Raw genomic sequence first — 12,721 nt, 5'->3', positions numbered from 1 at the left:
AAAACAAAAAGCCCGGGCATCGCCCGGGCCTCACCACGTCATCCGTTACCGCCGCCGGCCGCGCTTACGCTTCAAGCGCTTCGAGCACCTTCCCCTTCGTCTCGATCCCGACGAAGTGCACGGTCACCGCCGCGATCAGCGGCACGATGCCGATCAGGTAGAACGCGGGGGCGAGATTCCCGCCGATGATCGCGTGCGGCACCACCATCGGCGCGACGAACGACGCGATCTTCAGCCACGCGCTGCCGAGCCCGCAGCCCGACGCGCGGATGCTCGTCGGATACTGCTCCGGCGTATAGACGTACGCGGTGATGAACCCCGACGCCATCAACCCGAGCGACAGCGAGCAGAAGATCGAGACGACATACACCGACGACGCGTGATAGACGCCCGCGAGCGCCAGCGACAGCGCGCACAGCACGAACGACCACACGATCACCGGCTTGCGGCCGAGCTTGTCGACGAGCAGCGCCGACGCCAGCGACCCGAGCACGCCCATCACCGAGCCGATCACCGCGAGGTTCAGCGCGAGCTGCAGCGGCGCGTGATAGAAGTTCTTGTAGATCGTCGGCAGCCACGTCGACAGCCCGTACTGGATGAACCCGCAGGTCGCCCACAACGTCGCCACCGCGAGCGTGCGCTTGCGATACGCGGCGCTGAACAGGTCGCTCATCCGGCGCTTCGGGTGCTGGCGCACCATCTCGTCGAACGCGGCCACCTGCGTGACGGGCGGCAGTTCGCCGCGCACCGACGCTTCGAACGCGCTCGTCGCCCGCCCGGCTTCCGCGAGCCGCCCGCGCGATGCGAGCCAGCGCGGCGATTCCGGCACGAGGCGCGTCAGCACGAGCGACAGGATCAGCGGCAGCCCGCCGACGAAGTACATGATCTCCCAGCCGAAGCGCGGCACGAGCCACGCGCCGAGCGCCATCGACACGAGCAGGCCGATCGGGAACACGATCTCGTACAGCAGCACGAAGCGGCCGCGGCCATGTGCGCGCGTGATCTCGTTGATGTACGTCGCGGCGACCGGCAGCTCGCCGCCCAGCCCGAGCCCCTGCAGTATCCGCAGCAGCACAAACACTTCGAACGTCGGCGCGAAGCCGCACGCGATGCTCGTGATGCCGATCACGGCCGAGCTCCACGCGATCGCCTTCACGCGGCCGTGCTTCTCCGCCAGCGCGGGAAACAGGAATGCGCCGATCAGCTGGCCGATCGCGCCGGACGCGATCAGCAGGCCGATCTGGGTCGGCGACAGCCCCCATTTGTGAATCAGCAGCGGCAGCGTGGCCGCGATCGTGATCACGTCGAAGCCGTCGAAGAACGTCGCGGTGCCGATCAGCACGCGGGCGCGGATCTGCATTGCGTTGGCCGGAAGCCGCTCGAGCCGCGCGATGATCGCGCCGGGCGTGGAGGCGGCAGCTTCCATCGTGGCGCGACCGGCCACGACATTGTCGAAAGTGCTCATGCGGAGGATCTCCTGGGTTTCGTCGCCCGGTCAGGCCAGTGTCTTGCTCGTGTCTGCCAGCGCTTCCGTATCCACTGCCCGGCCCTGGTTCATCCACTTGCGCGCGAGCTTCAGCTCACGCGCGTTGTTCACGGCGATGACACCTCTCACATGCCCTTCGCCCACGAAAAACAGCGTCGCGCGTCGCGCGGCAAGCTCGCCGCGCACGACGAGCTGCGCATCGGCCGGCAGATCGCCGAGGATCTGCAGGTTCACGTCGTACTGATCCGACCAGAACCACGGAATCTCCGCGTACGGTGCGCGCACGCCCAGCACGGCCTTCGCGGCCGCGATCGCCTGGTTCTGCGCATTGGCCCACGATTCGAGCCGCACGCGCCGCTTCAGCCAGCCGTTGTGATGGTTCGCGACGTCGCCGCACGCGAAGATCGCCGGGTCGCTCGTCGCGCCGAATTCGTCGACGACGATGCCGTCGTCGATCGCCAGCCCCGCGTCGCTCGCGAGCGACGCGTTCAACGCGAGACCGATGCCGGCCACCGCGAAATCGGCGTCGATCGTCGTGCCGTCGGCGAGCGTCGCGCGTACCTTCGACGCGTCGTCCGGCTGGGCGTCGAGCGACGCGAGCGCCGCGCCGAGCCGGACGTCGACGCCGTTCGCGCGATGCAGGTCGAGCAGGAAATCCGACACGATCTGCGGCACCGAGCGGCCGCACAGCCGCGGCGCGCCTTCGACCACGACCGCCTCGACGCCGAGCTTGCGCGCGGTCGCCGCGACTTCGAGGCCGATCCAGCCGCCGCCGATCACGAGCACGCGCCGGCTCGCACGCAGCTTCTCGCCGAGTGCGGCCGCTTCATCGAGCGTGCGCAGGTAATGCAGGTTCGGCGTCTTCACGAGCGCGTCCGGCAGGCGGCGCGACGTGCCGCCGGTCGCGATCACGAGGCGGTCGTATTCGATCTCGCGGCCGCTTTCGGTACGCACCACGCGGCGCGCACGGTCGATCGATGCGGCGCGTTCCGGCTGCCACGCCTCGACGTTCAGCGCGTCGAATTCGTCGGGACGCACGACGCGCACGGTTTCGATGTCAGCGTCGCCGGCCAGCACGGCCTTCGACAGCGGCGGCCGCTCGTACGGCAGATGCGGCTCGTCGGCGATCATCACGAGACGGCCCGCAAAACCTTCCGCGCGCAGCGTCTTCAGCACCCAGCCGGCGGCCTGGCCGCCGCCGATCACGACGACCGTGCCCGGCGCGGCGTGCGCCTGTGCGTTCTCTTCGCTCACGATTTGCGCTCCGTCATGAACTTGCCTTCCGGCGCCTTCGCGTGCTTCTGCCGGCGCGTGTTGCCGTCGAGGCCGCCGTCGACGGCCCATTCGGCGAACACGGTCGGGCCCGGTTCGAATTCGCGCGGCTGCCACTCGGGCGTCAACATGTCTTCGTCCGCGTAGTACTCGATCAGGCCGCCGGCCGGGTTCTGGAAGTACCAGAAGTACGCGGACGACACCGGATGACGCCCCGGGCCGAGTTGCGTTTCCCAGCCGCAGCGGTCGATGTGCAGGCCGCCGCCGAACACTTCGTGGATGTCGCGCACGGTGAACGCGACGTGGTTCAGGCCGCGTTTTCCGTTCGGCAGCGCGAGCAGGAACAGGTCGTGGTGGCCGCCGTGCGGCGCGCAGCGCATGAACGCGCCGCGGCCCGGGTAGCGGTCGGACGTCTCGAAGCCCAGCAGCTCGTGATAGAACTTTTCCTGCGCGTCGAGGCAGTTCGTGAAGAACACGACATGCCCGACCTCGACCGGCTCCGCACGCGCATAGATCGGGCTCGGCTGGTCGACGCGCAGCGTCCGGCCCCACACGTTCGACGGTGAGCCCGTGATGTCGAGTGCGCGCTTGCGCGTGACTTCGATGCGGATCGCCATCCCGTTCGGGTCGGTGCAACCGAACGCATCCTTCCGCGCATAAAAGCCGGGCTGGCCTGCAAACTTGCCGCGCAGCGCGTCGAGTTCCTGCTGCGTCGCGACGCCCCACGTGACTTCACGCAGCGTCGGGCCCGCTTCGAACGCGGGCGGCAGCGCCGGGTCGTCGGCCTTGACGACCAGCACGGTGCAGCCGTTCAACGTCTCGAAGCGCGCCTGCGTGTCGTCGTGCTCGACTTCCTTCAGCCCCCAGTCGGCGAAAAAGCGCCGGCAGGTGGCGAGATCGTCGACCCCGTACGTGATCTGCTCGATTCCCAGAATGCTCATTGCGTTTTTCCCCTTCGCTCAGTTCGCCCACGGCAGCGGCGCGTCGTTCAAGCCCCAGTAGAGGCTCTTCTGCTGCATGTACTCGCGGATGCCGAGACGCCCCTTCTCGCGGCCCATCCCGCTCTCCTTCCAGCCCGAGAACGGCGTGGAGATCGAGAACAGCTTGTACGTGTTGATCCAGACGGTGCCCGTCTCCAGCGCGCGCGCGATGCGCCATGCGCGCTTGTAGTCGCGCGTCCAGATGCCGGCTGCCAGGCCGAACACGCTGTCGTTCGCCTGCGCGATCAGCGACGCTTCGTCGTCGAACGGCATCGCGACGAGCACGGGGCCGAAGATTTCTTCCTGGCAGATGCGCGCGCTGTTCGGCAGGCCTTCGAGAATCGTCGGCTGATAGAAGAAGCCGTTCTCCCGACCGTCGCCCGACGGCCGCTCGCCGCCGCACAGCAGGCGGCCGCCTTCCTCGAGGCCGAGCGCCACGTAGCGCTCTACCGACTCGCGATGCTTCGCGGTGATCAGCGGCCCCATCTGCGTGTCGGGGCGCGTCGGGTCGCCCACGCGCAGCTTGCGTGCGCCCGCGACCAGGCGCTTCATGAATTCGTCGTACACCGCACGCTGCACGAACAGCCGCGAACCCGCGATGCACGCTTCGCCCGACGAGCTGAAGATGCCGTACAGCACGCCGTTCACTGCATGATCGAGATCGGCGTCGTCGCACACGATCGTCGGCGACTTGCCGCCGAGTTCGAGCGACACGGGCATCAGCTTTTCCGCCGCGATGCGCGCGATGCCGCGCCCGACTTCCGTGCCGCCCGTGAACGACACCTTCTTCACGAGCGGATGGCGCACGAGCACGTCGCCGATCACCGAGCCCTTGCCCGGCAGCACGCTCAGCACGCCCTTCGGCACGCCGGCCTCCTCGCAGATGCGGGCCAGCGCGAGCGACACGAGCGGCGTGACCTCGGCCGGCTTGAGCACCACCGCATTGCCGCCGGCAAGCGCCGGCGCGAGCTTCTGCGCGTCGGACGCGATCGGCGAGTTCCACGGCGTGATCGCCGCGATCACGCCGATCGGCTCGTGCACGCTCATCGTCAGGTAGTCGCCGCGCGACGGCGTCAGTTCCTCGTCGAGCGTTTCGAGGCACGCCGCGAAATAGCGGAACGTGTTCGCCGCGCTCGCCACCAGCACGCGCGTCTCGCCGATCGGCTTGCCGTTGTCGCGGCGCTGCAGGTTCGCGAGCGCCTCGTGGCGCTGCATGATCAGGTCGGCGATGCGGTACAGCACCTGCGCGCGCAGGTGCGGCTTCAGCCCGGCCCAGTCGGCGCGGCGCCAGGCGGCGTCGGCGGCCACGACGGCTTCGGCCGCGTCTTCCGCGTTCGCCGTCGACACTTCCATGTTCAGCGACTGGTCGGCCGGATAGATGCTCGCGTAAGGCGCGCCACGGCCGCGCCGCCATTCGCCGCCGATCAGGATGTTGCCGTCGGGCACGAGGCTCGTATCGAAAGGAGTCATGTCACAAGTCCCACAAATCTGTCTCTGCACGTCCGCCCTCGCGGTGGCGCGGGCGGACATTCAATGGCCCGGTCAGATCACGCAGCGGGCCGCGCGGTTGCGCAGCGCGCGGATCGCGCTGTACGCCGTCAGCGCGGACGTCTTCGGGTTGTCGGGCAGCGGCTTGCCGCTCATTTCCAGCGACATCTCGCCGAATGCGCCGCGCGCGGTGATGCGGTGCACGTTGCGCTCGACCGCCGGATCGGCGATCAGGCGCACGTGCGTCGCGTCGAGGCCGAGGCCCGCGAGCGCCACGGTGGCCGCGACGTTCGCGTTCTTCGGATACAGGCGCGCGGCGTCGCGCGCGGTGCCTTCGAAGATCACCTTTTCCGCGGTCATCGCACGCAGGTCGCACATTTCCTCGGCGGGCGTGCCGAGCCAGCCGAGCGGCGGCTTGCGGCCCACGTACAGCACTTCGTCGAGGCCGCCCTGCTTCGCGGAGGCCAGCGCGTCGATGCCGCCGATCGCGCCGGACAGCAGCGTGACCGTCGCGTCGCCTTCGTCGGCCGCCTGCGCGAGCACGTCGAGCAGCGCGAGGTCGGACAGCGCGCCGATCGACGCGACCGCGCAGTCGGTGCCGGCCTTCAGCAACGGCACGACGTGATCGACGAGCGCGCTGTGGCCCGCGCATTCGAGCGCGAACTCGGGGCGGCGGGCCAGTGCGTCGACCGACGACACGACCTCCACCGCGCCGCCCAGCACGCCCTGCACCGCCGCGCGCTGGTGTTCCGGCACGATCACGTGCGCGATGCGCAGCGACGCATCGTGCTCGACCGCGTGGTACACGGCCGCGCCGATCGCACCGAAGCCGATCATCGCGACATCGACGGGGGCGTGGGCCCGCTTTTGCCCGTTAAGCATACTGGCGCTCCGTCGGCGCTTCCTTCTTCACCGGGGGGCCCGCGAACTGCGACGCGAACGAGCCGACCGACAGCATGTCGACCTCGACCATCACCGGCCCTTCCTTGGCCATCCCTTCGCGCACGATCGCCTCGGCGTCGTCGAGCGACGTGATCCGGTAGTGCGCGAGGCCGAAACTCGCGCAGAACTGCGCGAAATCGGGCTGGTGCAGCTGCACGAAGCAGCGGCGGCCGCCATAGTGCGCGTCCTGGATGTTGCGGATCACGCCGTAGCACTGGTCGTTCATCAGCACGATCATCACGTTCGCGTTCTCCTGCACGGCCGTCACGAGCTCGCCGACGTTGACCATCAGGCCGCCGTCGCCGACCAGGCAGACCGTCTTCGCCGCCGCGCCCGCGAGCGCCGCGCCGATGCCCATCTGGATGCCCTGACCGATGCCGCCGCCGAGCGCATGCACGCCCGAGCGCGGCTCGAAGATCTTCAGCAGGCGGTTGCCCCACGTGCTGTTCGAGATCGTCACGTCGCGCACCCAGTTGTAGTCGCGGCCGACCGCACCCTGCAGCGTGTCGACCAGCTTCTTGTACGGCCCGAGGCCCTTCGACACGTCGGCCACCGCCTGCTCGCGGGCTGCCGCGAGATCGGCCGCGAACTGCGGATCGACCGACAGGCGGCCTTCGAGCCGGTCGGCCAGCTCGGCCAGCACGCGCTTCGAATCGCCATGCACGAACAGCTCGTTGCGATAGCCGCGGTTGTCGGCAAGTGCCTCGGCATCGACGCGGAACAGCGGCTGCGGCAGCGCGAGCTTGTACTTCAGCGTTTCGTTGCCGCGCAGGCGCGAACCGACGACGACGAGCGCGTCGCAAGTCTTGTAGAACGCTTCGACGGACGCGTGCACGTTGAACGCGCCGAGCGTCGCCGGGTGATCCTCCGGCAACACGCCACGGCCCTGCACGCTCGTCACGACGCCGAAGCCGAGCTTCACGAGGCGCTCGACTTCCGCGCGTGCATGGCGCGCGCCGCCGCCGAGCCACAGCAGCGGGCGGCGCTTCGCCGCGAGGGCGTCGGCGAGCTTCGCGACGCGTGCGGAATCGTGCTCGCGCACCGTGACGTGCGCCGGTGCGAGGTCTTCCGGCCATTCGATTTCAGCTGCCTGGATGTCGATCGGAATCTCGACCGACACCGGGCCCGTCGGCGCCGTCTGCGCGACGCGCACGGCTTCGCGGATCGTCGGCAGCACGGTTTCGACGGTGCGCACGCGGAAGGCGGCTTTCGAGATCGAGTCCAGCATCGACAGTTGATCCGGCGCTTCGTGGATATACGCGAGATCCTGGTCGAGATACGGCGTCTCGATCTGCCCCGTGACGTGCAGCAGCGCGGTGCCTGCCGTCAGCGCCTCGACCATCGCGCCCGCCGCGTTGCCTGCCGCCGTCCCCGTGCTCGTGAACGCGACGCCGAGGCCGCCCGACACGCGGGCCAGGCCGTCGGCCATGTTCAATGCGCCGGCTTCGCCGCGTGCGCCGACGTACCGGATGTTGCCGCGCGAGTTGATCGCGTCGAGGATCGGCATGTTGTGGATCGAGATGACACCGAATGCGGTCTTCACGCCGCACTGCTCGAGAAAGGCGGCAATCAGCTCGCCAACCGTGGTTTTTTCAGACATGGCGTGCAAAGCCTCCAGAAACGTCGATATGGCTGCCCGTCGTGTAGGACGACAGATGCGTTGCGAGATAAAAAAGTGCCCAGGCTGCCTCGTCGGGCTTGCCGAAGCGGTTCAGCGGAATGTGCTTCGTGCGGGCGATCGCGCCCGTCCAGTCCTCCCAGCTTTCGCCGGCCTGCGCCTGCGCTTCGTAACGGCGGCGCCACTGGCCCGACTCGACGATGCCGATCAGGATCGAGTTCACGCGGATGCGCTGCGGCGCGAGTTCGTTCGCGAGCGACTTCACGAGGCTCAGCACGCCCGCGCGCGCCGACGACGTCGCGACCATGTGCGGCTCCGGCTGCAGCGCGAGCAGCGAGTTCACGCAGGTGATCGTCGGCGCTTGCGCATCGCGCAGCAACGGCAGGAACGCACGCGTCGGGCGGATGATGCTGAAATACTTCAGTTCGAGTTCGTCGCGCCACGCGTCGTCGGTCGTGTCCGCGAAGGTCGACACGCGACCCTGGCCGGCGTTGTTGACCAGCATGTCGGCGCGGCCGAAGCGTGCGGACACCGCTTGCGCGAACGCGGCGACGTCATGCTCGTCGAGCACGTTGCAGCGCGCGGCGAGCAGTTGCGCGCCCGGGTATTTTTCGTTGAGCATCGCCTCGGCGCGCGCCAGGCGCTCGCCGTCGCGGCCGCAAATCGCGACCGATGCGCCTGCCTGCAGGAACCGTTCAGCGGTCGCGAGGCCGATGCCGGACGAACCGCCCGTCACCACCGCCACCTGCCCGGTCAGATCGATCTGGATCATCGGAGTCCTAATGCTTTCATAAACGTGTGCTCGTCATCCGAGCGGTAATTGAGCCGCCGCGACAGTTCCGCCGCCGCGCGCTGCACCTTGTCGATCAGCCCGTCCGCGATCAGCGCCGCGTCGATCTCCGGCCGCGGCACCGTCACCGTGATGCACGCGACGATCTTCTGCGTCTCGTTGCGCACCGGCGCCGTGACCACCGAGATGCCGCGCTCGAACGACGAATTGCTGACGCCGTAGCCGCGCAGCGCATCCTCGCGGATCACTTCGTACAGTGCGTCGACCGTTTCCGGTGTCGCGTTCGTCATCCGGTTCAGCGTGCCTTCCGGATACAGCGCATGCAGTTCCTTCAGCGACAGGTCGCCCATCAGCACGTGGCCGTGTGTCGTCGCATGCGCGGGCAAGCGCGTGCCGACGTTCACGCGGATCGAGCTGAACACCGGTGACTGGCTCTGCGCCTTCGCGACGAACACCACGTCGCGGCCGTCGCGGATCACGATGTGCGTCGTGAAGCCGGTGGCGTCGCGCAGGCTCTCGATCACGGGCAGGCCGAGATCGGTCAGCTCCAGCGAGCTCAGGTATTCGAAGCCGAGCCGCAGCACGGCGATGCCGAGCTTGTAGTTGCGATCCTTGTCCGCGCGCTCGAGGAAGCCGAGCGATTCGAGCGTCTGCAGCAGGCGGAACACCGTCGTGCGCGGAATGCCGAGCCGCTTCGACAGCTCGGGCGCACCGAGCACGGGCTCGCGCGGCGAGAATTCGGCGAGGATCCGCAGCCCGCGTTCGAGGCCCGGCACCACGTAGCTGGCTTCGGCCTTGTCGTTTTCGGGTTCGGGTCGTTGCAGCGGTTCGTTCATGCCAGCCCCCGCTGTTGGTCGCACTGACGGCAGAACGAGTCGATCAGTGCGGAATAGACGGCCGGAGCCTCGACATAACCGGCATGACCGGCTTGCGGAATCACCTGCAGCCCGACGTGCGCGGCCGCGGCGATCCGCTCGCACGCGGCGGGCGGCGTGATCGCGTCGTTCGCGCCGACGGCCACGGCCGTGCGACCGCGAAATCCGGCGAGATCGGCCGCGAGATCGGCGTTCGCGAGCAGATGCGTGGCCTGCGCGTAACCGGCCGGCACGATGCGCGCCATGTTCCAGCGCACCCACGCACGTGCCTCCTCGTTCGCGAAACCGGACAGCATGTTGCCGCTGCGCTGCTCGGCGAGCCCGGCCGGGCCGAGTTCGGCGAGCATCGCGAGCCGTGCGTCGCGGCGCGATTCGCGCGTTTCGGCCGGTGCGCTGCCGTAGCCGCCCGCGGGCGACACCAGCAGCAGGCCGGCGATCCGCGCAGGCATCACGCGGGCGAGACCACCCGCGACGATCGCGCCGAGCGAATGGCCGACCAGCACGCAGCGTTCGATGCCGAGTGCCTCGAGCCACGCGTTCAGCGAGGCCGCGTAATCGGCGGCGGCCGGCGACGCGCCGTGCACGGGCGTCGACACGCCGTAACCGGGCGCGTCCCACGCGAGCACGCGCCGCGATGCGCCGAGCGTGTCGAGCTGGCTGACCCACGATGCGGCGCCCGAGCCGATGCCGTGCAGCAGCACGACGGGCAGCGCACGGCCCGCGTGCTGCGCGCCGGCCTCACGGTAGCCGATCGTGCCCGCCGCGCCGGCCGCGCAACGCTGCTCGGGAAACTGCCCGAGCAGCGCGGCGAACGCCGCGGTGCGGTCGCGCTCACGTTTGTCGATGACACTCATTGCTTCACCCGTCCCGTCTCAGCGCTTGATCTTCGCGAGCGGCGAATCGGGCGGATATGTCGGCGTGACCGGCTTCGGCGAACCGAGCATCACGCACATCAGCGCATCTTCCTCGCCGATGTTGATTTCCGTGCGATACACGCCCGGCGGCACCGAGATCAGGTCGCGCTCGCCGAGGATCGCTTCCCACGTCTCGCCGTCGCGCTCGCAGATCACCTTCATCTTGCCGCGCAGCACGAAGAAGATCTCTTCCACGTCGATGTGGATGTGGCTCGGGCCGATGTTGCCGGCCGGGATGACCATCGTCGAGAACGTGAAGTTGCCGGCCGGCACCGTGTTGACGTCCTTCGCGACGCCCGTGCCGCCCGTGCCGACGTAGCGCATCTGCGCGCGGCGGTACTTCGGGTCGTAGTCGGCCTGGAACTTCAGTGCGTCCCAGTCGTAGCGCCGCGTCGCGTAGCGAGCAACGCGCCCTTCCATCCAGTCGTTGAAGCTTGCGCCTTCCGGCTGGTCCCACGACTTGCGTTCGAGATCGGCGTCCGCCATCGTCCTCTCCTTCATCAGAGTGAAAACTTCAATTCAATTCATTACGAAGCCGCCGTTCACCGGCAGCAATTGACCCGTCACGAAGCGCGCGCCGTCCGACAGCAGGAACAGCACGGGGCCCGTCACGTCGTCGGGCACCTGCGCGCGCGTCAGCGCGCGGCCCTGCATGTAGAACGCGTGGCGCTCGGCCGGCACGTAGGCGGTCGCCTCGACTTCGGTCAGCCCCGGCGCGATCGCATTGACCGTCACGCCGTGCGCGCCGAACTCGCGCGCCTGCGCATGCGTCATCGCGATCACCGCGCCCTTGCTCGCGACGTACGCGAGCAGCTTCGGCGCGCCCCACAGCGCGGTGTCCGATGCGAGGTTCACGATCGCGCCGCGCCCCGACTGCGCGAGGTGCGGCAGCGCCGCATTGCTGACGAGCCACACGCCGCGCACGTTCACGTTCATCACGGCGTCCCAGGTCGACACGTCGAGCTCCGTCGACAATTTGCCGCCCGAGTTCGTGATCGCCGCGTTGTTGATCAGCGCATCGATGCCGCCGAGCGCCGCCGCGCCCTGCGCGACGAATGCGTCGACGCTCGCCGGATCGGCCAGGTCGAGCGTGAAGAAATGCGCGGTGTGACCGGCTTGCGTGAGCTGCGCGGCCAGCGCGCGGCCCTCTTCGGCGAGCACGTCGCCGAACGCGACCTGCGCACCCGCCGCGACCAGCGCCTTCACGAACGCCGCGCCCAGCCCGCGCGCGCCGCCCGTGACGAGCACGCGGCGCCCCGGCAGCGACACGACCGGAGCGAGCTCAGCCATTCGAGGGCTCCGCCGCGGCCTGCGCCGCGCGATGCGCGTCGAGCGCGGAAAGATGCTCCTGCGCACGCTGGCGCAGCATCCGGCGCACGCGCGTGATGCCGACGTCGTGCTGGTACAGGTATTCGTGATCGCGCGCGTGCGGCGCGAGGCTTTCGAGGACGTAGCGGTCCTGCTCGAGCACGTCCCAGTGCAGGCCCTCGAGGCGGTTGCGGTACATGAAGCGCCACACGTCGCGCTGCCAGCCGCTCACCTTGCGCGTGCGCCAGAAATAGACCTGGCAGTTGTCGCCGTCGACCGGCGTCGCGAAGCCGATGATCCCGAAGTTGCCGCCGGGGCCGAACTTCTGCTTGTACGGAATCGCGAGGCGCATCCACAGGCAACCGGTTTCGCCGAGCTCGACCCAGTCGAAGTTCACGTCGCGCTGGCCGATCTTCTCGAACATCAGGCCCGTTTCCGTCTTGCGCACGCGCATGTCGGCCTGCTTGTCGCCTTCGGCCATCGAGTGCGACGTCGCGTGCAGGTACGCGCCGTGCATCGGGTCCATCACGTTGTCGATCGCGTACTGGTAATTGCACTTCCAGTTCGATACGCACAGGAAGTGGCCGTATTCGTCGGCAACCAGTTCCTCGGGCAGGTTCAGCGGCGCCGGCTCGCCGTGCGCTTCATCGCCGAACCACAGGAAGATCGCGCCGGCCTTCTCCTCGACCGGATACGACTTCACGCACTTCGTGCCTTCGAGCGGACAGTTCGACACGGCCGGCACACGGTTGACCGTGCCGCCGCCGTCGACTTCGATGCCGTGATACCAGCACGCGATGCTGCCGCCGAGGTTCCAGCCGAGCGACAGGCGTGCGCCGCGGTGCGGGCAGCGATCTTCGAGTGCATGAACCTTGCCCTCGTGATCGCGCCACAGCACGATCTGCTCGGACAGGCGCGTGAGGCCGACGGGTGCATTCGACACCTGCCAGCTCGGTGCGACGGGATACCAGTAGTTCTTGATGCCGCGGTCGAGATAGTCACGGACCGGGTCGTGTTGGACTGCGTGTTGTACGGGGGAGGTCATCAG

Annotated in this window: 12 protein-coding genes; all 12 read right to left on the bottom strand. The window is 68.6% G+C overall.

The annotated features are described in order from the left end of the window. Positions 1–64: 64 nt before the first annotated feature. The 12 genes from E9536_RS06185 to E9536_RS06130 all read right to left on the bottom strand — a co-directional run bounded on the left by E9536_RS06185 (position 65) and on the right by E9536_RS06130 (position 12,718). Positions 65–1,465 (bottom strand): MFS transporter, encoded by a 1,401-nt coding sequence (locus E9536_RS06185; protein ID WP_059697590.1) that lies wholly within the window; start codon positions 1,463–1,465, stop codon positions 65–67. Positions 1,466–1,495: 30 nt separating this feature from the next. Continuing rightward, positions 1,496–2,740 carry an FAD-dependent oxidoreductase gene (locus E9536_RS06180; protein WP_027789373.1) on the bottom strand — a complete coding sequence of 415 codons (1,245 nt, stop codon included), beginning with the start codon at positions 2,738–2,740 and terminating at the stop codon, positions 1,496–1,498. Beyond that, entirely contained in the window at positions 2,737–3,699 is a 963-nt protein-coding gene (locus E9536_RS06175; RefSeq protein WP_027789374.1) for a VOC family protein, read from the bottom strand. The genes E9536_RS06180 and E9536_RS06175 overlap by 4 nt, the downstream gene beginning before the upstream one ends. 18 nt (positions 3,700–3,717) lie before the next feature. Continuing rightward, entirely contained in the window at positions 3,718–5,208 is a 1,491-nt protein-coding gene (locus E9536_RS06170) for an aldehyde dehydrogenase (RefSeq protein WP_059697594.1), read from the bottom strand. A 72-nt stretch (positions 5,209–5,280) separates the two neighbouring features. Then, positions 5,281–6,108 carry an aspartate dehydrogenase gene (locus tag E9536_RS06165; RefSeq protein WP_027789376.1) on the bottom strand — a complete coding sequence of 276 codons (828 nt, stop codon included), beginning with the start codon at positions 6,106–6,108 and terminating at the stop codon, positions 5,281–5,283. Further along, positions 6,101–7,768: a thiamine pyrophosphate-binding protein gene (locus tag E9536_RS06160; RefSeq protein ID WP_136469492.1), complete on the bottom strand. Its 1,668-nt coding sequence runs from the start codon at positions 7,766–7,768 to the stop codon at positions 6,101–6,103. Before E9536_RS06160 ends, E9536_RS06165 begins: the two co-directional genes overlap by 8 nt. After that, positions 7,761–8,558 (bottom strand): SDR family oxidoreductase, encoded by a 798-nt coding sequence (locus tag E9536_RS06155; RefSeq protein ID WP_048022634.1) that lies wholly within the window; start codon positions 8,556–8,558, stop codon positions 7,761–7,763. Before E9536_RS06155 ends, E9536_RS06160 begins: the two co-directional genes overlap by 8 nt. After that, positions 8,555–9,412, bottom strand: coding sequence for an IclR family transcriptional regulator (locus E9536_RS06150; RefSeq protein WP_027789379.1), 858 nt, complete (start codon positions 9,410–9,412; stop codon positions 8,555–8,557). Before E9536_RS06150 ends, E9536_RS06155 begins: the two co-directional genes overlap by 4 nt. Continuing rightward, positions 9,409–10,305, bottom strand: coding sequence for an alpha/beta fold hydrolase (locus E9536_RS06145; RefSeq protein WP_048022635.1), 897 nt, complete (start codon positions 10,303–10,305; stop codon positions 9,409–9,411). The genes E9536_RS06150 and E9536_RS06145 overlap by 4 nt, the downstream gene beginning before the upstream one ends. A gap of 18 nt (positions 10,306–10,323) precedes the next feature. Then, positions 10,324–10,851 (bottom strand): cupin domain-containing protein, encoded by a 528-nt coding sequence (locus tag E9536_RS06140; protein ID WP_021161513.1) that lies wholly within the window; start codon positions 10,849–10,851, stop codon positions 10,324–10,326. Positions 10,852–10,884: 33 nt separating this feature from the next. Then, complete coding sequence (locus E9536_RS06135; RefSeq protein ID WP_136469491.1) at positions 10,885–11,655, bottom strand: SDR family oxidoreductase; 771 nt, start codon at positions 11,653–11,655, stop codon at positions 10,885–10,887. Next, complete coding sequence (locus E9536_RS06130; RefSeq protein WP_027789382.1) at positions 11,648–12,718, bottom strand: aromatic ring-hydroxylating dioxygenase subunit alpha; 1,071 nt, start codon at positions 12,716–12,718, stop codon at positions 11,648–11,650. The genes E9536_RS06135 and E9536_RS06130 overlap by 8 nt, the downstream gene beginning before the upstream one ends. Between the last annotated feature and the right edge of the window lie 3 nt (positions 12,719–12,721).

The sequence above is a fragment of the Burkholderia sp. LS-044 genome (assembly GCF_004803625.1).
Taxonomy (GTDB): Bacteria; Pseudomonadota; Gammaproteobacteria; order Burkholderiales; family Burkholderiaceae; genus Burkholderia; species Burkholderia cepacia.
This window is presented reverse-complemented; position numbering and strand designations above follow the sequence as displayed.

Excerpts from the sequence above, each read along its gene's own strand:
- E9536_RS06185 (WP_059697590.1), bottom strand. The coding sequence starts at position 1,465 with ATGAGCACTTTCGACAATGTCGTGGCCGGTCGCGCCACGATGGAAGCT.
- E9536_RS06175 (WP_027789374.1), bottom strand. The coding sequence starts at position 3,699 with ATGAGCATTCTGGGAATCGAGCAGATCACGTACGGGGTCGACGATCTC.
- E9536_RS06170 (WP_059697594.1), bottom strand. The coding sequence starts at position 5,208 with ATGACTCCTTTCGATACGAGCCTCGTGCCCGACGGCAACATCCTGATC.
- E9536_RS06165 (WP_027789376.1), bottom strand. The coding sequence starts at position 6,108 with ATGCTTAACGGGCAAAAGCGGGCCCACGCCCCCGTCGATGTCGCGATG.
- E9536_RS06160 (WP_136469492.1), bottom strand. The coding sequence starts at position 7,768 with ATGTCTGAAAAAACCACGGTTGGCGAGCTGATTGCCGCCTTTCTCGAG.
- E9536_RS06155 (WP_048022634.1), bottom strand. The coding sequence starts at position 8,558 with ATGATCCAGATCGATCTGACCGGGCAGGTGGCGGTGGTGACGGGCGGT.
- E9536_RS06150 (WP_027789379.1), bottom strand. The coding sequence starts at position 9,412 with ATGAACGAACCGCTGCAACGACCCGAACCCGAAAACGACAAGGCCGAA.
- E9536_RS06145 (WP_048022635.1), bottom strand. The coding sequence starts at position 10,305 with ATGAGTGTCATCGACAAACGTGAGCGCGACCGCACCGCGGCGTTCGCC.
- E9536_RS06140 (WP_021161513.1), bottom strand. The coding sequence starts at position 10,851 with ATGGCGGACGCCGATCTCGAACGCAAGTCGTGGGACCAGCCGGAAGGC.
- E9536_RS06135 (WP_136469491.1), bottom strand. The coding sequence starts at position 11,655 with ATGGCTGAGCTCGCTCCGGTCGTGTCGCTGCCGGGGCGCCGCGTGCTC.
- E9536_RS06130 (WP_027789382.1), bottom strand. The coding sequence starts at position 12,718 with ATGACCTCCCCCGTACAACACGCAGTCCAACACGACCCGGTCCGTGAC.